The 23,899-nt window shown below is 42.0% G+C and carries 17 protein-coding genes; 16 read left to right on the top strand and 1 reads right to left on the bottom strand.

The annotated features are described in order from the left end of the window. Positions 1–2: 2 nt before the first annotated feature. The 8 genes from ACO06Y_RS22610 to ACO06Y_RS22575 all read left to right on the top strand — a co-directional run bounded on the left by ACO06Y_RS22610 (position 3) and on the right by ACO06Y_RS22575 (position 14,217). The gene (locus ACO06Y_RS22610) at positions 3–1,076 is read left to right on the top strand and encodes a carbohydrate-binding family 9-like protein (RefSeq protein WP_422081330.1); all 1,074 of its coding nucleotides are present in this window, start codon (positions 3–5) and stop codon (positions 1,074–1,076) included. A 93-nt stretch (positions 1,077–1,169) separates the two neighbouring features. After that, the gene (locus ACO06Y_RS22605) at positions 1,170–3,416 is read left to right on the top strand and encodes a GH92 family glycosyl hydrolase (protein WP_422084212.1); all 2,247 of its coding nucleotides are present in this window, start codon (positions 1,170–1,172) and stop codon (positions 3,414–3,416) included. A 1-nt stretch (position 3,417) separates the two neighbouring features. Further along, on the top strand, positions 3,418–5,772 hold the full coding sequence (locus ACO06Y_RS22600; RefSeq protein ID WP_422081329.1) for a GH92 family glycosyl hydrolase: 2,355 nt from the start codon (positions 3,418–3,420) through the stop codon (positions 5,770–5,772). Then, a complete protein-coding gene (locus ACO06Y_RS22595; RefSeq protein WP_422081328.1) occupies positions 5,769–7,112 on the top strand; it encodes an alpha-L-fucosidase in 1,344 nt (447 codons plus the stop codon). The genes ACO06Y_RS22600 and ACO06Y_RS22595 overlap by 4 nt, the downstream gene beginning before the upstream one ends. A 19-nt stretch (positions 7,113–7,131) precedes the next feature. After that, positions 7,132–8,337, top strand: a complete 1,206-nt coding sequence (locus ACO06Y_RS22590) for a PNGase F N-terminal domain-containing protein (RefSeq protein ID WP_422081327.1) — start codon at positions 7,132–7,134, stop codon at positions 8,335–8,337. 100 nt (positions 8,338–8,437) lie between these two features. Then, on the top strand, positions 8,438–10,621 hold the full coding sequence (locus ACO06Y_RS22585; protein ID WP_422081326.1) for a GH92 family glycosyl hydrolase: 2,184 nt from the start codon (positions 8,438–8,440) through the stop codon (positions 10,619–10,621). Positions 10,622–10,723: 102 nt separating this feature from the next. Further along, the gene (locus ACO06Y_RS22580; protein ID WP_422081325.1) at positions 10,724–11,932 is read left to right on the top strand and encodes a glycoside hydrolase family 18 protein; all 1,209 of its coding nucleotides are present in this window, start codon (positions 10,724–10,726) and stop codon (positions 11,930–11,932) included. A gap of 56 nt (positions 11,933–11,988) precedes the next feature. Further along, on the top strand, positions 11,989–14,217 hold the full coding sequence (locus ACO06Y_RS22575) for a DUF4838 domain-containing protein (protein ID WP_422081324.1): 2,229 nt from the start codon (positions 11,989–11,991) through the stop codon (positions 14,215–14,217). A gap of 78 nt (positions 14,218–14,295) precedes the next feature. On the opposite strand, the gene ACO06Y_RS22570 is transcribed toward ACO06Y_RS22575, so the two are convergent. Then, positions 14,296–15,411 carry an NAD-dependent epimerase/dehydratase family protein gene (locus ACO06Y_RS22570; RefSeq protein ID WP_422081323.1) on the bottom strand — a complete coding sequence of 372 codons (1,116 nt, stop codon included), beginning with the start codon at positions 15,409–15,411 and terminating at the stop codon, positions 14,296–14,298. Between the two features lie 229 nt (positions 15,412–15,640). Here ACO06Y_RS22570 and ACO06Y_RS22565 point away from each other — a divergent pair, with 229 nt between their 5' ends. From ACO06Y_RS22565 to ACO06Y_RS22530, 8 genes are all read left to right on the top strand, one after another. After that, complete coding sequence (locus ACO06Y_RS22565) at positions 15,641–16,681, top strand: sensor histidine kinase (protein ID WP_422081322.1); 1,041 nt, start codon at positions 15,641–15,643, stop codon at positions 16,679–16,681. Next, entirely contained in the window at positions 16,662–17,369 is a 708-nt protein-coding gene (locus ACO06Y_RS22560; RefSeq protein ID WP_422081321.1) for a LytR/AlgR family response regulator transcription factor, read from the top strand. Before ACO06Y_RS22565 ends, ACO06Y_RS22560 begins: the two co-directional genes overlap by 20 nt. Positions 17,370–18,137: 768 nt before the next feature. Further along, on the top strand, positions 18,138–18,731 hold the full coding sequence (locus ACO06Y_RS22555; RefSeq protein WP_422081320.1) for a TetR/AcrR family transcriptional regulator: 594 nt from the start codon (positions 18,138–18,140) through the stop codon (positions 18,729–18,731). A gap of 5 nt (positions 18,732–18,736) precedes the next feature. Beyond that, positions 18,737–19,477, top strand: a complete 741-nt coding sequence (locus ACO06Y_RS22550) for an outer membrane lipoprotein-sorting protein (protein WP_422081319.1) — start codon at positions 18,737–18,739, stop codon at positions 19,475–19,477. Positions 19,478–19,495: 18 nt separating this feature from the next. Next, a complete protein-coding gene (locus ACO06Y_RS22545; protein ID WP_422081318.1) occupies positions 19,496–20,707 on the top strand; it encodes an ABC transporter permease in 1,212 nt (403 codons plus the stop codon). A 13-nt stretch (positions 20,708–20,720) separates the two neighbouring features. Further along, positions 20,721–21,932: an ABC transporter permease gene (locus ACO06Y_RS22540; protein ID WP_422081317.1), complete on the top strand. Its 1,212-nt coding sequence runs from the start codon at positions 20,721–20,723 to the stop codon at positions 21,930–21,932. A gap of 39 nt (positions 21,933–21,971) precedes the next feature. Then, complete coding sequence (locus ACO06Y_RS22535) at positions 21,972–22,664, top strand: ABC transporter ATP-binding protein (RefSeq protein WP_422081316.1); 693 nt, start codon at positions 21,972–21,974, stop codon at positions 22,662–22,664. Positions 22,665–22,693: 29 nt separating this feature from the next. Beyond that, positions 22,694–23,836, top strand: coding sequence for a hypothetical protein (locus ACO06Y_RS22530; RefSeq protein WP_422081315.1), 1,143 nt, complete (start codon positions 22,694–22,696; stop codon positions 23,834–23,836). Positions 23,837–23,899: the final 63 nt, after the last annotated feature.

Raw genomic sequence — 23,899 nt, 5'->3', positions numbered from 1 at the left:
AAATGGAGGACAAGTCTTTAAGAAGAATCAAAACGGCTAGCCTTATACTTTTTCTTTTGTACATGGGCTGTATTCAATTGGCTGCACAGGAAGCACCAAGAAAATATGTGGCCCTAAAGACTGCCGAGCCTCTAAGTATTGATGGAAAGGCCGATGAACCTTCATGGTTCAATGCGAAATGGAGTAACGATTTCATTGATATTGAAGGAATAAAAAAACCTAGGTATAAAACCCGAATGAAAATGCTTTGGGACGATACCTATCTCTATTTTTTCGCACAAATGGAGGAACCTCATATTTGGGGTACGTTAAAGCAACGGGACACGGTAATTTTTTATAACAACGACTTTGAGATTTTTATAGACCCGGATGGGGATACCCATAATTATATGGAGTTTGAAATGAACGCCTTGAATACGGTTTGGGATCTTTTTTTGACCAAACCCTATAGAAACCAGGGAAAAGTTTTGGATAGTTGGGATATCCAAGGCTTAAAATCGGCAGTTCAAATAGATGGAACCCTGAACATATCCAATGATATCGATAGGGGATGGAGTGTTGAAATTGCCATCCCTTGGTCTGTGCTTACCGAGGCCAGCAATAACAACAAGCCTCCCAAAAACGAATTTTGGCGGATTAATTTTTCAAGGGTCAATTGGGATTTTGAATTGACGGATAGGCGCTATTCCAGAAAAAAGGGCAAAAATGGAAAATACCTTCCCGAATACAATTGGGTATGGTCTCCCCAAGGTGTAATCAATATGCACGAACCGGAGCATTGGGGTTATGTCTATTTTTCTACTAAGAAATTGGATGTCACTGATTTTGAAATTCCTCAGGACGACCAGATCAAAAGATATCTTTATAATCTGTATAGAAGACTATTGAATTCCGGAGATGCTTTTGATGCGGTAAAACTGGAAGTATCAAATCTATCCAAAATTATTGCCGATGAGGAAATCAAGGTATCCATTGAGGAACATGGTTCCGGATGGAATTTATTCACCCAAAGTCCTTTTACAAAAAGAATTTTGATGATCAAGGAAGATGGTAAATTCTTGAGTAAGGAGAACTAGATCATTGTATGTTGGTGCAGCCATCGTCAATACACAATTGTAAGTGATAAAATAGGAGAGGTAACCATTCAAGGCAGAAGATTAATGGAGTATATGTGGACAAGGCGTTTTTTTCTCATTTTAACTGTTGCTTCCTTTTGCTGTTGTGGAGATGAGGTACGTTCTCCCGTTCAGGAAAAACTTACGGACTACGTTAATCCGTTCATAGGAACCGGTGGGCCGGGCAATACCTATCCGGGAGCTACGGTCCCCTACGGTATGGTGCAGTTAAGTCCGGATATTGGGATTCCCGGATGGGATAGGATTGCGGGCTATTACTATCAAGACAGTATCATAAGCGGTTTTTCGCATACCCATTTAACCGGTACAGGTGCTGGAGATTTATATGATATCTTGGTTATGCCCACCAATAGCAGGTCTTCCAAAAGAATAGCTGAAAATGGTTTTCGACCTTACTCACGGTACAGTCATGACAGGGAATCCGCTTCTCCTGGATATTACGGGGTGAATCTATTGGATTTTAACATAAAGGCAGAATTAACCGCGACCAAGCGTGTGGGCATTCATAGATATACTTTTCCCAAGGACGAGGAAACCACCGTTTATGTGGATTTGGGATATGCCTTGAATTGGGATAGACCTACAGACACCTATATTGAAGTAGTCAACGATTCGATCATTAAGGGCCATCGCATGTCCACGGGATGGGCCAAGGACCAACGATTGTATTTCGAAATGCATTTTTCCCGGCCATTTCGTTCCTATACCGTATTCCTGGACGATGAAAAAACGACCTCCCCGGTAAAGGGTACCCACACCAAAATTGCATTGCACTATAGTATGGAGGAGGATGAGCAATTGGTTATAAAAACTGGACTATCCACGGCGGGTCAAGAAGGTGCTGCAAAGGCATTGGAACAGGAAACTGCCGGATTTGATTTTAACCTGTACGAAAAAAAAGCTAAAAAAGTATGGGAAAAGGAGCTGCAAAAAATCAAGATAAGTTCAGATGACCGGGACAAAAAAAGTGTTTTTTATACCATGATGTATCAATCCATGTTGGCCCCTACCTTGTTGAGCGATAGTGACGGAAAGTACAAGGGAGCCAACGATACCGTAGCAGTGGCCCAAGGATTCGACCGTTATGACACCTTTTCGCTATGGGATACCTTTAGGGCGGCACACCCCTTATATACGATAACTCAGCAAGAAAGGGTGCCAGATATGATCAACTCCATGCTGGCGCATTATAAGGAGACCGGGACACTTCCGGTATGGTCCATGCAGGGGAACGAGACCAATATGATGATAGGCTATCATGCCGTACCCGTTATTGTGGATGCTTACTTTAAAGGCTTTGATTTTGATGTAAATCTGGCATACCAAGCCTGTAGGGAGAGTGCAATGGTAGACGAACGTGAAATCGATGTATATAAGGAGAAAGGCTTTATCCCGGTTGATGGCCAACATGAAAATTGGTCCGTTTCCAAGACCATGGAATACGCTTATGACGATTGGTGCATCGCCATGTTCGCCAAGGATTTGGGCAAAGTGGACGACTACACCTATTTTTTGGAGCGTTCGGAAAACTGGAAGAATTTGTACAATGACAAAAATTCCTGGTTACAGCCCAGGGACGCGTCCGGGAAGTTTCTGGAACCCTTTGTTCCCAAGGAGTATTCCCCCTATTTCTGTGAAAGCAATGCTTGGCACTACTATTGGTTCGTTCCACATGATGTTGAAGGTCTGATTGCCAAAACCGGGGGACAGGAACGTTTTGGACAGAAGTTGGATTCCATGTTTACATATGCCCCATCTCCTGAGGATAAATTGCCCATCTTCAGTACAGGAATGATAGGCCAATATGCCCACGGAAACGAACCCAGTCACCATGTGGCGTATTTGTATAATTATCTAGACCGGCCTTCAAAGACCCAAGCGTTGATTCGTGAAATTTTGGTGGGACAGTATAAGAATGAACCAAACGGACATTGTGGCAATGAGGACTGCGGGCAAATGTCGTCCTGGTATATCCTCAGTGCCCTAGGGTTTTATCCCGTGAATCCGGCACAGGGAGTATATCATTTGGGCATACCTTTATTTGAACAAGCCGTTGTGGACGTGGGGAACGATAAGACATTTATGATAAAAACAGAAAATTTTAAGGCGAATGCTTTTGTTAAAAGTGTTTCGCTCAATGGGAAAAGCCTGAAAAGAAGTTATATTACCCATAAAGAGATTGTTTCAGGAGGAATATTGGTCTTTAGTATGACAAACGATTCCGAATTGGCCGATAGTAGGGCATTACAGACTCCCCAAATAAACAAAATATACCACTAGTATGAAAAATGTAAAAGAACTTCGCTTTGTAAAAACAATTGGTAGCCTAGCCTTAGCTTTGATGGTTTTCGCCTGTAAGGAGTCCTCCAAAGAATCCGTTTCGGAGGATAACCATAATGACACGACCTCGGTTTTGGAACATGTTAACCCCCTTATGGGAACGGATTCGGAATTTAGTCTTTCCAACGGGAATACCTATCCCGCTATTGCCACCCCTTGGGGAATGAATTTTTGGACGCCAATGACCGCTAAAATGGGAGATGGATGGACGTATAACTACGATGATTATAAAATTCGGGGTATCAAACAGACCCATCAACCGAGTCCATGGGTAAACGATTACGCGGCTTTTTCATTTATGCCTGTGACAGGTGATTTAAAGTTCCAGGAAGATGAACGGGCCTCTTGGTTCTCGCATAAATCGGAAACCGTCCGTCCGGATTATTACAGCGCTTATTTGGCCGATTATGATGTTATCGCGGAAGTGACCCCAACAGAGCGTGCGGCCCAATTTAGGTTTACCTTTCCGGAAACCGATTCCGCTTATGTGGTACTTGATGCTTTCAACGAAGGCTCCATGGTAAAGATTCTTCCTGATGAAAGAAAGATAATCGGGTATTGCAGGAATAACAGTGGGGGAGTACCGGAGAATTTCCATAATTATTTTGTGGCCCAGTTCGATACGGATTTTGAGTTGAACCATACCTGGGGAGATAATTGGAGGTTAAAAGAGAATACGACCCAGAGCGAAGGGGATCATGTGGGGGCTATCATTGGGTTCAAGACCAAGAGGGGCCAAAAAGTGCACGTACGGGTAGCTTCTTCATTTATAGGTCCGGAGCAGGCCCAATTGAATTTGGATAGGGAAATAGGCAATGACACATTCGATCAAACCCGGCAAAAAGCATCTTCGGCCTGGGAAAAGGAACTAAATCGCATTCAGGTTACCTCGGATAACTTGGATGATATTCGGATTTTTTATTCCTGCTTGTATCGAGTACTGTTATTTCCTAGGAAGTTCTATGAATTGGACAAGGATAACAAGGTGGTCCATTACAGTCCTAATAATGGAAAAGTAGAATCGGGCTACATGTTTACGGATAATGGTTTTTGGGATACGTTTCGTGCTGTATTTCCCTTTTTCAATATGATGTACCCTACCTTAAACTCCCAGATCATGGAAGGTTTGGCCAATACCTACAAGGAGTCAGGTTGGTTACCGGAATGGGCCAGTCCCGGACATCGGAATGTAATGATCGGTTCCAATTCGGCACCGATTGTCGTCGATGCTTTTTTGCAAGGGAACGTACCCGAAAAGGATAAATCCATATTGCTTGAGGCCATGCTTAAAAATGCTACTGTGGAAGAAGGTCGGCCGGAAACTTCCGTAGGGCGAGAAGGTGTGGATTACTACAACGAATTGGGCTATGTTCCCTACGATGTGGATATCCATGAAAATGCGGCCCGTACGTTGGAGTATGCCTATGCGGATTTTACCATAGCCCGGATGGCAAAAACGATGGGGAAGGATAGTTTGGCGGATATCTACTTCTCCAAATCCATGAACTACAAAAACCTTTTTGATCCATCTACAAAACTCATGCGGGGCAAGAACAAGGATGGAAGCTTCCAATCTCCCTTTAATCCCCTAAAATGGGGGGATGCCTTTACGGAAGGGAATAGCCTGCATTATACCTGGTCCGTTTTTCATGATATACAGGGCCTCATCGATCTAATGGGTGGATCAAATGAATTTACGAAGATGCTGGACCATGTTTTTGAAATGCCACCGATATTTGATGATTCGTATTACGGTTTTACCATTCATGAGATACGTGAAATGCAAATCATGAACATGGGGAATTACGCCCACGGGAACCAGCCCATTCAACATATGATATACTTGTATAATTATGCCGGTAAGCCATGGAAGACCCAGGAAAGGATCCGTGAAGTATTGACGAAGTTGTATACCCCAACACCGGATGGTTATTGTGGCGACGAAGATAACGGACAAACTTCGGCCTGGTACGTTTTTAGTGCCCTGGGCTTTTACCCTGTGGCACCGGCCACTGACCAATTTGTAATCGGTAGTCCCCTATTCGATGAGGTAAAACTGCACTTGGAAAACGGAAATACTTTTTCGATTAAGGCCAATGGGAATAGAAAAAATAGACCCTATATTCAGAGCGCGAACCTCAATGGACTCAATTTTAAACAGACATGGTTGGGAGTAGAAACAGTCCAAAATGGAGGGGAGCTTATTTTTGAAATGGGATCGGAACCCAATGAAAATTGGGGGGTATCAGCAGATTCCGTACCGTATTCATTGAGCAACAAACAAAACATGAAATGAGGGGTTTGCTGCTTTTGCTTTACATGTTTTACGGGATTTCTTGGGCCCAATCCGATGTTACGGACCAACAGGAGCGATTGGAATGGTTCAAGGACGCAAAATTGGGAGTGTTTATCCATTGGGGATATTATGGTGTAAACGGGATCACGGAATCTTGGTCTCTATATCACAAGAGAATCCCATATGGTGAGTATATGGATCAAGGGGAAAAATTTACTGCTTCCAAGTATGACCCCGAAGAGTGGGCCGGATTATTTAAAGAAATTGGGGCTCAATATGCCGTACTCACCACAAAACATCATGATGGGGTTGCCTTGTGGGATACAAAATTGAGCCATTTGAACGTTGTGCAAAAAACTCCTGCTAAGCGCGATTTGGTAGGCCCTTATGTGGAGGCCCTAAGGAAAGAGGGGTTAAAAGTGGGACTGTATTTTTCTTTATGTGATTGGTCGCACCCGGATTATGAAGTGGTGTTTCCAAGGCCTGATACTACCAAGGACTATCCCCCAAAAAAGCAGAAAAATAGTGATTCTTGGGAACGATTCGTTCGTTTTTATAGGGGGCAGCTTCGTGAGTTGAGTGCCCTATATAATCCAGATCTGTATTGGTTTGATGGGGATTGGGAAAAATCGGCCGATCAATGGGGTTCCATGGCCCTAAAGGATTCACTGTTAAAATGGAATCCAAGAGTACTAGTGAATTCCCGATTAAACGACTATGGTGACTATAAAACTCCGGAACAAGGAGTTCCAGTCGTACGCCCCGAAGGTCCTTGGGAATTTTGCATGACGATGAACGATAATTGGGGCTATTTTCCTTCAGATACCAATTACAAGCCTTTCTCACAGATTATAAGGACTTTTGTGGAAGTCATTGCTTCGGGGGGAAATCTTTTGTTGAATATTGGGCCCAAACCCGATGGAACGATTGCAAAAGAGCAACGAGAGCGTTTGAAAGTTTTGGGAGGTTGGATACAAAAACACAAAACTGCGGTATTTAATACGGAGGCGGGTCTGCCTTATGGACATTTTTATGGGCCTAGTTTAATAAGTAAGGACAGGAAGAAGTTGTATCTCTGTTTGTTCAACAATCCAAAGAACTATATTCAACTAAAGGGGATACAAAACAAGGTGGCATCGATTAAGATCTTGGGCAATGGTGAAACGCTGACCTTTGAAAGAAATGGCGGTGCAGAATGGAACAATATCCCAGGAATACTTCGTATTGGGATACCTAAAAAAGAAAACCTAGATCAATATGTTACCGTTGTTGAAGTCTCACTGGAAGATGAACTGCTACTATACCGGGGACACGGTAATGCTGTGGAATTGAATAAATAGAGCACAATCCCAAATTACGATGTTTCCAAAAGCGAAAATAGCTACATTAATAACTTTCTTGGTGTCCATTTGTATGTTAAACGGGCAAGAGGAAGTAAGGCCCCGCATTGTGGATGTTTTTAAAAATGTTTCCATAAATTTTGGTGGGGATGCCGTAGATACTATGTCACATGGACGATTGCAAAATGGGCGTTTGGTATTTAGACAGGTAGATGTACCTATTTTTGAAAAGGGAACGGATGTTTCCATCAAAATAGTCCTAAGATCCAAAGGAGATCCCTGGGATAAATCGGGCTCCTGCTTTGTGATTACAGAGCCGGAAAAATTGGATATCATTGATGTTTCCCAAGGAAGGGAAGTGTTTCCTGAATCTTCACAATTAAATGGTGATTACCCCGGAATTCTGAAAGGAGATGGCTATACACCCGCTGTGGAGTTATTGAGGTTTATGACCCCATTTGGAGTAGGCCATTTTAGTGATGAGGAAAAGAATCCACGGGTAAAATACAACCGGCCGGTTTATGTTCCCAATTGGGAAAAGGAGGTTGTCTGGGAAAAGGATATTTCGGAATTGGAATCCTTGGTGACCGGGTCTTTCTATATCGGGGTTTGGATAGATACATGGACGTCCGATGGCTATTCCGTGGATGTGTCCTTGACCTATTCGGGTAGACCAAGATCCAAGGTCAAGGTATTGCCATTGGTCAATACGGTGTATTATGTGGAAGGTCAAAAAATACCTGATCTTTTTGCGAAATCCGATCTGAGGCTGGACTTTTTCTCTCATGAGATAATGAAGAACGCCAGACTTCATTATACAACTTCCGGGCATGGAGGACATAGTGGTGGGGACGAGTTCATAAAGTTACGAAATCAAGTATATTTTAACGGTAGGAATATCATAGATACCATTCCTTGGAGAGATGACTGTGCATCGTTTAGAAGATTCAATCCTTCGTCCGGAGTCTGGACAAAAAAGGATTCGGCCTATGTATACGACCAAAACCATAAAAAGGTCTTTAAGGAAATAGAAGAACGCCTAGCTTCTTCCGATCTGTCAAGATCCAATTGGTGTCCCGGGTCGTCGGTGCTCCCGTATGAAGTGGATTTGGGCAACATAGAAAAGGGAAATCATCAACTATCGATAAAGATTCCTGCGACCCCCAACGAGGGAGACCAACATAATCATTGGTTGGTATCGGCATATATGACCTACCAAGAATGACAATGGAAAAGGGTACCGGTTCTTTAAGTAAAGTAATGAAATAAACAACACTATGGCATTTAGGATATTTTTTCTTTCTTGTTTCGTAACCATGTGCCTTATGGCACAAGAAAAACCGGTGGACTACGTAAACCCGTTTATCGGAACTTCCAATTTTGGCACTACAAATCCAGGTCCCATTGCGGTGAGGGGGATGGCCAATGTTTCGCCCTTCAATGTAGCGGGAGAACAAAATTTGCCGTTGGAAAAGGATAGTCGCTGGCTGTCCACACCCTATGTCCACGAAAATACATTTTTAACGGGGTTCAGCCATGTGAACCTAAGTGGGGTAGGCTGTCCTGAGTTAGGCGTAATTTTGGCCATGCCGACTACCGGGGAGATAAAGACCGATCATTTGAAATACGGATCCACCTACTCCTCGGAAGTATCGGAAGTAGGTTATTATTCCAATCATTTGGATAAATATGATATCAAGATGGAAGCTACAGCTACCACAAGGGTAGGGGTGAGTAACTATACCTTCCCAAAGGGGGATGCGAATGTTCTATTGAATTTAGGTTTGGGACTTACCAATGAGCAAGGAGCCAGCGTTAAGGTGGTTTCCCCCACTGAAATAGAAGGAATGCGATCGGTAGGTTCATTTTGCTACTTCAAACCAGAGGAAGCCTATCCTGTGTATTTTGTGGCCCGTTTTTCAAGACCGGCCCAGGAATTCGGAACCTGGAAAAAACCGACAAAGTACAACGGGGTCGAATCCCAATGGATGAAGAAATACAATGGAAAACCCAGGTTGATGGAGGGATACACCAAGGAGGTGGTTGGCGATAGTATAGGTGCGTATATGCGATATAGCTTCGAAAAGCCGACCCAATTGGAATTGAAAATTGGGATATCCTACGTGAGTATAGCAAATGCCCGGGAAAACTTGGAAAGGGAAACTTCCGATAGAAGTTTTGATCAAATTTTACAAAGTGCCAAGGAGGAATGGAACCGATATTTGTCCAGAATTGAGGTAGAAGGAGGCAAGGAAGAGGATAAAATCAAGTTCTACACGGCACTCTATCATACCTTGATTCATCCCAATACCCTGAACGATGTTAATGGGGACTATCCTAAAATGAGGACAAGGGAAACTTTGAAAACGGACGGGACCCGGTACACCGTTTTTTCGCTTTGGGACACTTATCGCAATTTACATCAGTTAATGAGTCTGGTGTATCCCAAACAACAGTCCAACATGGTCAAGAGCATGTTGCAGATTTATGAGGAAAGCGGCTGGCTTCCGAAATGGGAACTGAACGCTACGGAAACTACCACTATGGTAGGAGATCCGGCCGGAATCATCATTGCGGATACCTACCTTAAGGGAATCCGTGATTTTGATGTCCAAAAAGCGTATGAGGGTATGCTCAAAAGCGCAGATCAAATGGAGGACAATCCGCTCCGACCTGGAATTAAAGACTATTTGGAAAAAGGGTACCTTACCACAAAGACGACCAATAGCGGTTCGGTTTCCACAACCCAGGAGTACAATATTACGGATTATGCGATTGCACAATTGGCCAAGGAATTGGGCAAAAAGGAAGATCAAAAACGATTTGCAAAAAGAGCCCTGTCTTACCGAAGTCTATTTGATCCGAGTATAAATCTGTTGAGACCTAAAAATGATGATGGTACTTGGTTAAGACCTTACAATCCGGAATCAGGGGCCAATTTTGAAAAGAACTTGGGATTCATCGAGGGCAATGCCTGGCAATATACCTTTATGGTGCCCCATGATATCAAGGGACTGATGAAAATGATGGGAGGATCCAAGGCATTTGTAAATCGGCTTCAGGATGTCTTTGACAAGGATCAGTTTGATATGGCCAATGAACCGGATATCGCCTATCCCTATTTGTTCAATTATGTAAAGGGCCAGGAATACCGAACCCAACAGAAAGTATCCGAGCTTTTAGAAACCTATTTCAAGAACAGCCCGGACGGCCTGCCCGGAAACGACGATACCGGAACCATGTCGGCTTGGGCAGTCTTTTCCATGATGGGACTGTATCCGGTCAATCCCGCAGAACCCATTTATACCCTTACCAAACCGGTTTTTGACACCATTACCGTTCATTTGGACAACAAGTATTACAAAAACGAAAAATTAAGGATTGTTCGAAGCGGTTCAATGGATACGAATGGAGCGATTAAAGGAATCCAATTGGATGGAAAACCGCTTAAGGGATATTTTGTTTCACATGATAATCTGGTAAACGCCTCCATCCTATCTTTTGAATAGAGGTGCGCAGATTGTCGTGTATGCTTCTTGCTATGCTTTCCGTCTAATAAATTATGGGGGAGTCCCTTTATTGATTTAGCTTTAGAAGTAAACTATTTTCCTATGAAGTATTTAAAATATGCCGTTTTCTTTTTTCTTACAGCTCTTTTGGTTTCTTCGTTTGTCCCGGATGGAAAGGATATTCCCAAAAAACCGGATTCCACCATGGTTATGGCTTATTATGTTCCGGAGAAGGAATATGCACCGGAGAAATTACCTTTACATCAGCTTACCCACATCATATTTTCCTTTACGAATGTAATCGATGGTGAAATGAAGTTCGGGAACGAAAAGGCGGGGGAACAACTTCAGCAGTTGGTAGCTCAAAGGAAACACCATCCCAGACTAAAGGTCATGATTGCCTGTGGAGGCTGGGGTGCAGACGGTTTTTCCGATATGGCGCATACTGCGGAAAACAGGAAAAAATTTGTACAAAGTGTTTTGGATTTCAACCGGAAATATGAATTGGATGGGCTGGATATCGATTGGGAATATCCGGCAATACCGGCAGCAAATACCGGGGCCCGCCCAGAGGACAAACAGAATTTTACACTCTTGATGAAAGAACTAAGGGAAGCCCTCAATACTTTGGAAAGGAACCAAACCCTTACCTTCGCCTCTGCCGGATGGAAACCGTATTACCGTAACATAGAACTTCTTGAAGTGATGAAGCATGTGGACTACATGAACGTCATGACCTATGACCAAATAGGAGCCACATCCCCGTTCACTGGCCATCATACCGCCTTGGGATGGATAACCGATGAGGACATCTCGGGAACACCGGCCGAGGAATATGTCAACCAAAGAAAAGAGGCCATGAAGAAACGGGGCCTTACCTATGGGCCGAGATCAGCGGAAAAGATTGTCGCCTTTTGCATGGATCAAGGTGTAAAGCTTGAACAAATTGTCATCGGTGCTGCCTTTTATGGTCGCGCATGGAAAGGGGTACCTCCCAAGGATAATGGATTATACCAACGCAACTCCGGCGCCCATATTGGCTGGAGTGCCTACCATCAAATCAGGAAGGAATTTGAAAGCGACAAGAACTATACTAGATATTGGGATGCTATTGCCAAGGCTCCTTACCTGTATAGCGCCAAGGACAGTATTTTTATAAGTTATGATGATACGGTTTCCGTTCGCTTGAAGACCGAATATGCCATGAAAAAAGGGCTAGGCGGTATAATGTTTTGGGAATTGGGTAACGATACCAAGGAAAAGAGCAGTCTCTTGAATTCCATTTATAAGGCCTCCCTAAGTAAGCCATAAGGGTATTGTACAGTTTATTTGGAACTGCCAAAGAGTGCGTTGAAAAATTTGCGCCTATGAAAATGAACATACTATTTCTGATGATGACGGGATTTTTCCTGGTTTCATGTACCAATGACAGTCTGCAAATCGTTGAAAACGGAAGGTCGGATTATGAAATAGTGTTTATGGGCGAAGCCACGGAAAGCCAGTATCGATCAGCGGAATTGTTACAGGAGTATTTGCAAAAAATAAGTGGGGTGGCACTGGATATTGTGGATGAAAGCTCCCAAGATGCCGAAAAGTCTAAAATCTATATTGGAAACATTAACGGGGAGCCATTGGAGCCCCATCAAATTGTTATCAAATCCCAGGCAAAGAATGTGTTCATTTTTGGCCATTCCGATTTGGATACCCGGTATGCGGTCTATGAATTTTTGGAGCGCTACCTAGGTTGTAAATGGTATGCCCCTGATGCCATACACATTCCGTCCTTAACGACCATGGCATTAAAACCTATCGATTATGCCTATACACCGGATATAACTACGAGAACGGTACATTCCAAACTATTTTATGAAAACAAAAGCTTTGCCGATCAGCAAAAAGTAACCTATGAGTCCTTTCCGTATTATGCCCCGGAGGCCAAGGTACACACCTTTCATCGGTTTTTGCCGGAAGAAAAATTTTATAGATCCAATCCTGAATATTATGCCTTAAGGGGTGATCAACGATTGCCGACCCAATTGTGCCTAACCAATGAAAAGGTATTGGAAATCGTTAAGGATTCCGTAGCCGCCTTGTTCACACGAAATCCAGAAGCCTCTGTGGTTTCTGTGAGTCAGGATGATAATCAACAACATTGTCAGTGTGATGCTTGCCACAAGATCGATGAGGAAGAAGGCAGTTCTTCGGGTACCATGATCCGCTTCGTAAACCAGGTGGCGGCTGATTTTCCGGATAAGACCATTTCAACCCTGGCCTATCAGTATACCCGTAAACCCTGTAAGACCAGACCGGCCGATAATGTATTGATTACCCTTTGTTCCATAGAATGTGACCGCGCGGCGCCAATTTCTGAAAAGTGTACCGATTTCGCCATGGATTTGGAAGGTTGGGGAAGATTAACGGACAACGTTAGGATTTGGGACTATACCACCCAGTTTACCAATTTTTTGGCACCATTTCCCAATATGCATACGTTACGGCCCAATATTCAATTATTTAGGGATAACAATGCGAAATGGGTTTTTGAGCAGCATAGCCATAATCCGAGCGAACTTTTTGAACTACGATCGTACATTACGGCAAAATTATTATGGAATCCCGAGTTGGATCCGGACACCTTGTTGGTAGAGTTTACGGAGGGGTATTATGGAGCGGCCGGGGCATATATTAAGGAATATGTAGATTTGATCCATAGCGAACTGGAAAAAGATGCGGATTTCTTTTTATTCCTATATGGAGACCCTTCCGAGGCTTTTGGTTCCTATCTACGGCCGGAACTATTGACCCGATACACGGAATTGTTCGATAAGGCCGAAAAGGTCGTTGCCAATAGTTCGGAGCTGGTAACCAGGGTAAGGAAGGCCCGCTTAGGGGTGGATTATGCCGTTTTGGAGGCCAGTAGAAAGAATATCAATGGGAAGTACACTTTGATGATTACGAATGATGGAGGGACAAAAAAAGCCAATCCTGGAGTAGTGTCCGTATTGGACAACTTTATGGAAACAACTTCCAATCATGACATAGAACTTATGAATGAAATGGGCTTTACGGTAAGAGAATATGGAAAAAATTATCTATCCGCACTGGAAATTGCACAAAAACCCAATAAGGCAAAAGGCAAAAAAGTGGTTACTTTAACGAATCCCAAAAAATATGCCGATGAGAATCCCATGGTGCTTACGGACGGCGCCTTAGGGGGAAGCAGTTTTTATGCCAATTGGCTGGGATACGAAGGGAATGATATGGAGGTGATCCTGGATTTGGGAGAACCTATGGAGATACGGACAATCTCCCTTGCTTTTTTACAGGTAACCAATCATATAGTGTTTTTACCATCCACAGTTTCCTATTCAATATCTTCGGACAACAAGGATTTCCAAGGACTGGGTTCGGTATCTAATCCCTATCCCTTAAAAAAGGATAGCAAAGTAAACGACATCCAATATTTTGATATGGATTTTGAACCGGTACAAGCACGTTATATTAAGATTCAAGCAAGGAATACCAAAACCCCGTATTGGCATCATGCCGCTGGATTGCCTTCATGGGTATTTGCAGATGAGATAATCATCAATTGATGAATGGGTTTTACCGCTTTCGTGCAGCTTGATTAAGGCAAATTCTGGGAAGAGATAGGCCCAGATCCATAGCACACCCTAGTTATTCTTTTGCTTCCATCTTGCAATGATAGCGTCCTCCCTTTCTTCGGAAATGCCAAAAACCACATCGTATCCTTCCTCCTCAATGAATCTTTTTTCCTTAAAGGAAAGATAGCTTGTTTTAACGGTCTCGTTGTAATCTGTAAACACTAGTCCATGGTCAATGGCCCTTTTATTGCTGATCTGATAAAAACCAGGTTCGGGATCCAAAGCCACGGGAATCCAAAATGGAATTTCCATAAAGGGCTCGAGCTTAACCTCTTCGACTAGGAATTTAGGGTCCATCCATAGTATCCCCACCTCGCTTTTTAGTGTCTTTTTCGCCTGGATGAGCAGATCCTTATATCCCATGGTTGAGGCCGGGCCTACCAAATTAAAATGTCCCCCGACTTTTTTTTCGATGCATTGTGCAATGAAATTACCAATGTCTTGGGCGTCTATGAATTGAACGGGATCATTGGAATCGGGCGCCAGAATTTCTTTTCGGTTCTTTATCCGATTTAGCAGATATCTCCCAAAAGGACCGGAATCCCTATCACCGACTATAGCACCGGGCCGTACTATGATGAATCGATCGGGGAATGCTTCTTCCACTGCTTTTTCACACAGTGCCTTGTTGAGGTTGTAGTTGCCCTCCTCATAGGCATCTCCTTTTCGCCTTGCTGTATTTTCGTCCAATCTGATGGCTTCATAACTTGAATACACTGCTATGCTGGACACAAAAACATAGTACTTTGCCCTACCTTGTAAAATAGTAATAGCATTTTGGACAAAATTGGGATCTTGCGGCCATACATCGATGACAACATCCCAAATTTCCTTTCCCTTTGCCAGATTTCGATATCCGGTAAGTCCTTTTTCCCGATCTCCCTTTATTTTGGATAGTTTGGGAAACATATTCGGATTGGTAATTCCTCTATTGAACAGGGTTACGCGGTGTCCTTTCGTTACAAGGGACTGCACGATGGCGGGTCCCAAAAAGTTTGTACCACCCAGTACCAATACGTTTAGTTTAACTCTCGAAATGGAATTGGGCAGTATAAATGGCATGGAGAAAGTTGCGGCTCCGGCTATGGAGAAATCTTTTAGGAATTTTCGTCTACTGGTATGCATAAATCCAAAGTTTTGGTTCCATTGATTGTATTAAAAGTAGAATTTCAACAGTTCTTCCTTTTACGGAATAGTATCAAACACCTACTATTTTTCACCAAAGCGCATGAAAAACACTTTTTTGTTATACGTACTTATCATTGTGTAATTGGTACTCAATTTTTGTTATTTTATACTTAGTATTGATTTGTGCAATCATTTTACCTCTAAATTGGTCAAGATTTCTTTACCTATGAAAAGAATAACAAGGCATGGTGTTTTCTGGGGTCTGTACGTCCTTTTTACCGTAGGAATCTACTATGTACAAGAACCCGACCTGGGATTGCATATCACGTATGAACTGGCATCCTTGCCCGCAAAGTTTTTTACGGTATACGTCACACTTTATTTTATTCTGCCCCAATTTGTATTGAAAAAAAAATATGGACTGGCATTCTTGCAATTTGGAATACTTTTGATTGTCGGAATATTTTTTTTGCGATTGTTGGTATGGGCTACCGTTTATCCGATTTATTTTCCTGACGTTGACACCAAGCTGATTCCGGATAACCTGGCAAAACTTATCTCACCCTTATTGGATCTTATCATAGTATCTTCAATGGTAGTAGTCGTTAAATTGGTACGAGATCGTGAAAAACAGCAACTGGATCATGTCAATCGTATCAAATCCAATATTCAAAATGAACTGCAACTCTTAAAATCACAGTTGCATCCGCATTTCCTGTTTAACACCTTAAATGGATTATACGCCCAGATATTGGAGAACCCGGAAATAGCGGCGGATATGGTCGTTAAACTTTCGGACATTTTGCGTTTTATACTGTATGAGGCAAAAGAGACATGGGTAGACGTTGAAGAAGACCTGGAATGTTTAGGGAACTATATGGCTTTAGAACAAATGCGATATGGGGACAAGCTGGATTTAAGCCATACCATTTTAGGAACAACCGCTAACAAAAAGATTCCGCCCTTGCTTCTTCTTCCGTTTGTTGAAAATTCGTTTAAGCATGGTACTTCCAAAGATTATGAAAAGTGTTGGATACGATGTAAAATTGAACTGTTGAAGGATGTTTTGATATTGGATCTGGAGAATTCTAAACCCTCATTTTCCGAGGAAGACCGAGCTGAAAATGGTATTGGGCTTAAAAATGTAAAACAGCGATTGGAACATGTTTATCCGGGAAGATACCACCTTGCCATTACGGATAGGAAAGATAGATTTTTTGTCAACTTAAAAATACCCATAGAAACCAATGCAATGCGTAATTATTGATGATGAGCCTTTGGCCATCGATGTCTTGACAAAGCATTTGAAAAAAACGCAAGGACTTACCTTGCTAAGGTCTTTTCAAAATGCGTTCGAAGCCCTGTATTATGTACAGACCCAAAGGGTGGATTTGGTGTTTTTGGATATGCAAATGCCGGGCATCAAAGGCTTACAGTTTATTCGGATTTTAAAATATCCGCCTAAGATTGTCATAACAACGGCCTACAAGGAATATGCCCTGGAGGCACTTGAACTCGGGGTAGTGGATTATCTCTTGAAACCAATCCCCTATCATCGATTCCTTTCTGCCATAAGTAAGGCCATGGAGATGAAATCCATGCCAAAGGCCTCTTCGGTGGGCAAGGGAATTGACAAAGACCGGTACTTTTTTTGTAAGGAAGGCGCTGTGTATAGAAAAGTCCATGAACGGGATATTGGTTATGTGCATGGGGATCGAAACCATTGTATTATCCATCTACACGACCAAAAAATCAAGGTAAAGGGCAATTTGGGGTATTATAGTTCAATTTTTTCCGAAGATAGTTTTGTTAGGGTACATAAATCATATTTGGTCTCTCTGGATCGGATAGAACAATATGATTCCGATTCTTTATGGATACATGGGGAGGTCATCCCAATAGGAAGGACCTATAAAACGGTACTATGGCGCTATTTAAAGGAAAAGACCCTATAAGCCAATTTTTACGGAATTTCATGGTTTCCCATCCCGATGGTCCGTAAAAAAGGCCATTTAATCCGAATTTCGGGAGTATTCCGTTCCCAGACCATGTGCATGTTGACTTCGACCAATGGAAGTATAACCTTATTTCATACCAAAAATCCCTTCTTACATCGATAAATCCCAAAAATGATTCCGGACTGCCCCAAATTTGAGGTATTCCAAATCATGTTGATTATGAAAGAACGTATCAATTTACAGAAGGTGTTTACCTTTACGTGTTGCCTGTTCGTCGCCGTAGTACTATTACTTATCAAAAAGATGATGGTCTATAACGGGTTTTAGACAGTATATCCTTATGTTTTCTTTTCAAATTGTTTTCGTAGGGTTTCCATTTATGGAAGAATAAGCTCGTAATCAGAAATCCGTTCACCGAATTCTGGATTTTCCCCTGAGGGGTATTCAATTCCAAATACGAACTGCGGACAGAAAATAAGCACTAAAAATTTCTGAATAACAAAAAAGCCTTCAAACTTGAAGGCTTTTTTGTTTAGTGACCACATAGGAAAATCGTTTCGATATTTTCTGTCCTGGATTTTGATGGATACGATTTAAACGCATTGCACTTAAAGGATACTTTTTGGCGCAATACAAAAATTCGGTATAGATAATTGGTAAAAGATCTGAAGGCAAGCAATATTACTTTTTTCAGTTAAAGATTTCACAAAATAGATTTCGGATAAAAATATTTTTTAATTTTGACCAATCGTTCAATTTAAAAAAATGAGTCCTAGAACAGAAAAACAATTGGATGCCCATAGAGCATTAAAAAGGAAACAGATTATTATGGGCGCCCTACAATTATTTGCGACAAGTGGCTATTTCAATACCTCCATAAGTGATATTGCAAAAGAAGTGAAGATGTCGAAAGGACTTCTTTACAGCTATTTTGAAAACAAGGAACAACTTTTGAATGCAGTTGTTGACTTTGCTTTAAAAGAGGCCACAGAACTGGGCTTGGCCGAAGGCCACTTAAAGGATTTGGGCCCTAAAGAGGTCATTCGGGAAGTCATTGAAGGATTTTTCCGTGTGCTAAAGGAGAAGAAGGAGTTGTGGAGTCTTATTGTATCGTTGGCCCTTCACGTAGGGTCGATACCCTCTGTACATAAAACGATTTCCAATGTATATACGGACCTAGCCCAACAATTGGAAGAACTATTTATAGGGATAGGTTATGAGAATCCGGAAAACGAGGCTTTTAAACTTGGGGCTTTGATGGATGGAATAGGCATTCAATACATGATTTTTGGTGAAAGTTACCCCTTGAACAAAATCAAGGAAAATATTATAAACGATTATATGAATCCCAAAAAATAAGAGAAATGAAACTGAGGATATTAACCATACTATTTTTAACAACATCCTATTCATACGGTCAAACTGCTGATGAAATTGTCAAGAAATCCGATGACAAGTTACGGGGAACGTCCTCTTATACGGAACTGACTATCGATATCATTCGTCCAAAATGGTCCAAAGAAATGAAAATGAGGGGATGGAGCAGAGGTTCGGACTATTCCGTTTCCGTGATAACAAGTCCCGCCAAAGAAAAGGGCACCGTGTTTTTAATGCGGGAAAAAGAAGTTTGGAATTACCTTCTTACCCTCGAGAGAACCGTAAAGTTTCCACCTTCCATGATGCTACAAAATTGGATGGGAACGGATCTGACCAATGACGATCTAATCAAACAATCTTCATTGGTAATCGATTACACAAAGGAGATTATTGGCAAAGAAGAGAAAGAAGGGTATCCGTGCTGGAAAATTGAACTGACCCCAAAACCCGAGGCCGCCGTTGTTTGGGGAAAAATTATCATCTGGATAGACAAAAAGGAATATATGCAGATGCAAACGGATTATTATGATGAAGATATGTTTTTAGTGAATCAGATGGTCGGATCGGAGGTCAAGACATTTGATGGGAAGCTACTCCCTTCCAAATTGACTGTTACACCTGTGGATAAACCCGGGCAATCCACGGTGATTACTTACAACCAGTGGAAGTTTGATATGGACATCCCGGAGGAATACTTTACCACAAATTATATGAAGCGTATCCACTAATACTTAAATGGCAAAGCAGTGATTCTAAAAATTGCCTGGCGAAATATTTGGCGAAACAAAAAAAGAAGTGTCATTACGGCTGCTTCCATTTTAATCGCTGTATTCCTCTCCCTAATAATGCGTTCCATGCAGTTGGGAACTTACAAAAGCATGATAGATAATGTGGTGGGTTCGTATACAGGATATATCCAGATACACGAAAATGGGTATTGGGACAAACGGTCAATAGATAAGTCGGTGGTCATGACCGATAGTTTGATGCACAAAGTATCGAACACCAAAGGTGTTGAGGCATTGTTGCCACGATTGGAAAATTATGGCCTACTGTCCATGGGAGACCTCACAAAAGTGATAGCCTTAAACGGGTTGGACTTTGAAAAAGAGCTTAAGTTACAGGACGTTGCGTCCAAGCTGGCAAAGGGCACACTTCCCCAAAACCCAAAGGACATTATCATAGGAGAAGGAGTGGCGTCGTATTTCAAAGCAGATATAAATGATACGGTAGTGTTCTTGGGACAAGGGTACCATGGCATGCTGGCCGCCGATAAATTTCATGTTTCGGGTATTGTAGATCTTAAAAATCCAACATTGAACAAGGTAACGGCATTAATGACTTTGGAAGGTGCCCAGAGTCTTTTCAGTGCTGATGGAATTGCCACAAGTCTTGTGATAGACAAAAAAGACAATGCCCAGTTAAAAACGGTACAAAAGGCCATTTCGGATGGGTTGGACGACAGTTTTGAAGTCATGAACTGGCAAGAAATGATGCCCGAACTGCAACAAACAATTTTGGCCGATAACGTGGGCGGATTGTTGATGGTAGCCATTCTTTATATGATTCTCATCTTCGGCATTTTTGGTACCGTACTTATGATGACCCAAGAGCGAAAATACGAATTTGGTGTGTTGGTCTCGATAGGTATGAAAAAAGGGAAGCTGATACTCATGGTGTTTATGGAAACTATCATTTTGTCCCTATTAGGAGTATTGGTTGGTGTTCTTTTGGCCTATCCCCTAATGCTATGGAAGCATTATGATCCTTTGGTACTGCCCGGTACGGAAGCGGAGATGATGGAAACCTTTGGTTTCAGTGCCAAGATTCCCTTTTACATACAACCGGATCTTCCATTGGTTCACGCATCGCTTATTTTTTCCATCGCTCTCCTCGTTTCGCTTTACCCTATACTAATCATTAAAAAACTCAATCCTCTAAAAGCTATGAGAGGCTAAATCATTGCAAAAAATGAAAACATTGGTAATAATAGCATGGAGAAACGTTTGGAGAAACAAGCTACGGAGCGGTGTTGTCATAGCTTCCATAGTTGTAGGGATATGGGCGGGTCTATTTATTATGGCCGTGACCACAGGATTGAACGATCAGCGTTTAAAAAGTTCCATTGATACTTATCTGTCACATATTCAAATACACAGTCCTGAATTTCAGGTAGACTTTGACAAAAAAGATACCATCACGGGAAGCAGGGCTATTTTGGATAAAGTAGATACTATGAGGCATGTATCGGCGTATTCAAAACGTTTGGTTTTACAAGGAATGGCGTCAACGGCCCATGGCAATTATGGTGTGAAAATCATGGGCATTTATCCCAAGGAGGAAAAAAAAGTCACCAATGTTTCTGAAAAATTGGTGCAGGGCACCTATTTGGACAAGCTGAAGAGAAATCCAATAATTATTGGCGAAAAACTGGCCCACAAATTGGATGCAAAGGTCAACTCCAAAGTAGTGCTGAATTTTCTGGATGCCGGTAATAATACGATAGCTACCAGTTTTAGGGTCGAGGGAATCTTTAAAACAGTGAACAGTTCATTTGATGAAGCAAATGTATTTGTAAAATATAACGATTTAGCCCCTCTTGTCGACTTGAGTGGCAAGTATCATGAAATAGCCATTCTCTGTGATAACATCAATCGGACGATTCCGGTTAAAAGCCGAATTCCGACAAATAATCTTGTGGAAACCTGGGACGAACTCGCCCCGGAACTGGGCTATACACAAAAGACCATGAACAACTTTCTCTACATTTTCATGGGTATCATTTTACTGGCATTGACATTCGGAATAGTGAATACTATGCTTATGGCTGTTTTGGAGCGAAAAAGGGAATTGGGCATGCTACTTTCCGTTGGCATGGACAGGCGAAAGGTATTTGCCATGATTATGTTGGAGACCCTTTTCTTGTCACTTGTAGCGGCACCGCTTGGTGTTCTCCTATCCATTTGGGGAATAGAATATTTTGGAATTCACGGTATTGATCTTTCAACGGTTGGCAAAGGTCTTGAAAGCTTTGGGATGGATTCCAGAGTCTATACAAAACTACCCACCGTCCTGTATTTGAATATCACTTTGATGACACTCGTAGTGGCATTGATCGCAGCCGTGATTCCGGCAAGAAGAGCTTTGAAAATGAATCCCGCCGAAGCAGTGAAAGCTATCTAAAAAGAGGTGCACTTGAATTATCAATCAAAGACAAACAAAATGAACGTTATAAAAACAGAGAATCTAAAGAAGGTCTATAATGAAGGCAAGGGTAATGAGGTAAGGGCGCTAAATGGTCTGTCACTTACGATCAAGAAAGGTGAATTTACGGCCATTGTGGGGCCATCCGGATCTGGGAAAAGTACGTTGCTCAACATTATTGGCGGTTTGGACAAACCACATTCGGGCAATGTATTTGTGGATGAAGTGGACATCCTTGAATTAGAAGAAAATGAACTTATCAATTTCAGATTGCGGAATATTGGGTTTGTATTTCAGGCCTACAATTTAATTCCCGTGCTCAATGCGAAAGAAAATGTGGGGTTCATTATGCTATTACAACATGAACCCAAAGAAACAATAGATGAGCGGGTGGAAGAATTGCTTGAATCGGTCGGATTGAAAACCCAGGCCTTGAAGCGTCCCAATGAAATGAGTGGTGGCCAACAACAGCGCATCGCTGTGGCAAGGGCATTGGCTTCCCGACCTAAATTCGTTTTGGCCGATGAGCCTACGGCCAATCTGGATTCAAAATCCACGTCGGCCCTTTTGGATATCATGGAACAACTCAATGAAAAAGAGGGCATCACCTTTATTTTTTCCACTCATGACCAGAGAGTTATCGACCGGGCAAGACGAGTGGTCACCATGGAGGACGGTAAAATCATAGCGGACGTTTTACGATCAAATTGACACCAAAAGAGCACATAGTATCCTGTATTTTGGTTTTTGCATTAGCGGTAAACGTAACGGCACAAGAGAAGCAAAGTTGGGCCTCGGAACATCTGGATGTATCAGGATATGTAAAGTTTCTGAATACTTCGAGTTTCACTTCGTTGGATAGTATCGCCAACGATAACCTGATCCATAACCGGTTGAATTTAAGAATGTACGCCAGCGATAACCTAACATTGGCGCTCGAATTACGGAACAGGTTGTTCTGGGGTACCTCGGTCAGGTCCCTGCCCGACTTTGCCGCGACCGTAAAGAATCCCAATCAGGATATAGACCTAAATGCCTTTTTGCTCAATGAACCTGCAATACTTATGCTTTCAACGCTAGACCGCCTGTATTTGGATTATCATAAAGGTAAATGGCAATTGGTTATAGGTCGTCAGCGTATCAATTGGGGAAAAAACTTGGTTTGGAATCCCAATGATTTTTTTAACGCTTATAACTTTTTGGATTTTGACTATGAAGAACGCCCTGGAGCGGATGCGATAAGGGTAAAATATTTTACCTCAGGGGATTCTAGTCTGGAATTTGCCATCAGTTATGCGGATACATGGGAAGATAACACAATGGCCATCAAGTATAATTTCAATAAATATCAATACGACTTTCAATTAATAGCATCCAAGTACTTGAATGACCTTGCGCTAGGAATGGGTTGGGAAGGTGTTATCAATGATGTAGGTTTTAAGGGCGAATTGAGCTATTTTATGCCAAATGACCGTTCTGAAGGGAATAATTCCTTTGTTGGATCCATTTCGTTCGATTATTACTTCGCAAACGATATTTCCATTACTATGTCTACGCTTTATAATAGCAATGGAGTGGGTGATGTTGATTTTTTTGGTGGTTCGTCGATGAACAACGCTACAATAGATGCCAAAAACCTAATGCCGAACAAGTGGTCCCTGTTCGGTCAGTTTTCAAAAACGTTTACCCCCGCAATTACGGGATCAATGGCTTCTATCTATGCGGTGGATTTAAACTCGGTCTTTTTTACCCCGCAATTCACGTACAACATTTCCCAAAACTGGGACTTTGATGTAACCGGGCAAATTTTCTATGGGAAACAAGAAAATGAATTTAAAAATTTAGGAAATAGCATATTTCTGAGATTCAGATATAGCTTTTAAAAAATGATGACGATTCTTCAACACCAAACATTATGTAATGTAAAGCCTACGAGTTTGTGTTGG

The sequence above is a fragment of the Ulvibacterium sp. genome (genome assembly GCF_965228935.1).
Classification (GTDB): domain Bacteria; phylum Bacteroidota; class Bacteroidia; order Flavobacteriales; family Flavobacteriaceae; genus Ulvibacterium.
Note: the sequence above shows the minus strand (reverse complement) of the source record. Positions and strands in the feature narration are given on the sequence as shown.

What these genes read in the sequence shown, in the direction of transcription:
- ACO06Y_RS22610 (WP_422081330.1), top strand. Translation starts at nt 3, where the DNA reads ATGGAGGACAAGTCTTTAAGAAGAATCAAAACGGCTAGCCTTATACTT.
- ACO06Y_RS22605 (WP_422084212.1), top strand. Translation starts at nt 1,170, where the DNA reads ATGTGGACAAGGCGTTTTTTTCTCATTTTAACTGTTGCTTCCTTTTGC.
- ACO06Y_RS22600 (WP_422081329.1), top strand. Translation starts at nt 3,418, where the DNA reads ATGAAAAATGTAAAAGAACTTCGCTTTGTAAAAACAATTGGTAGCCTA.
- ACO06Y_RS22595 (WP_422081328.1), top strand. Translation starts at nt 5,769, where the DNA reads ATGAGGGGTTTGCTGCTTTTGCTTTACATGTTTTACGGGATTTCTTGG.
- ACO06Y_RS22590 (WP_422081327.1), top strand. Translation starts at nt 7,132, where the DNA reads ATGTTTCCAAAAGCGAAAATAGCTACATTAATAACTTTCTTGGTGTCC.
- ACO06Y_RS22585 (WP_422081326.1), top strand. Translation starts at nt 8,438, where the DNA reads ATGGCACAAGAAAAACCGGTGGACTACGTAAACCCGTTTATCGGAACT.
- ACO06Y_RS22580 (WP_422081325.1), top strand. Translation starts at nt 10,724, where the DNA reads ATGAAGTATTTAAAATATGCCGTTTTCTTTTTTCTTACAGCTCTTTTG.
- ACO06Y_RS22575 (WP_422081324.1), top strand. Translation starts at nt 11,989, where the DNA reads ATGAAAATGAACATACTATTTCTGATGATGACGGGATTTTTCCTGGTT.
- ACO06Y_RS22570 (WP_422081323.1), bottom strand. Translation starts at nt 15,411, where the DNA reads ATGCATACCAGTAGACGAAAATTCCTAAAAGATTTCTCCATAGCCGGA.
- ACO06Y_RS22565 (WP_422081322.1), top strand. Translation starts at nt 15,641, where the DNA reads ATGAAAAGAATAACAAGGCATGGTGTTTTCTGGGGTCTGTACGTCCTT.
- ACO06Y_RS22560 (WP_422081321.1), top strand. Translation starts at nt 16,662, where the DNA reads ATGCAATGCGTAATTATTGATGATGAGCCTTTGGCCATCGATGTCTTG.
- ACO06Y_RS22555 (WP_422081320.1), top strand. Translation starts at nt 18,138, where the DNA reads ATGAGTCCTAGAACAGAAAAACAATTGGATGCCCATAGAGCATTAAAA.
- ACO06Y_RS22550 (WP_422081319.1), top strand. Translation starts at nt 18,737, where the DNA reads ATGAAACTGAGGATATTAACCATACTATTTTTAACAACATCCTATTCA.
- ACO06Y_RS22540 (WP_422081317.1), top strand. Translation starts at nt 20,721, where the DNA reads ATGAAAACATTGGTAATAATAGCATGGAGAAACGTTTGGAGAAACAAG.
- ACO06Y_RS22535 (WP_422081316.1), top strand. Translation starts at nt 21,972, where the DNA reads ATGAACGTTATAAAAACAGAGAATCTAAAGAAGGTCTATAATGAAGGC.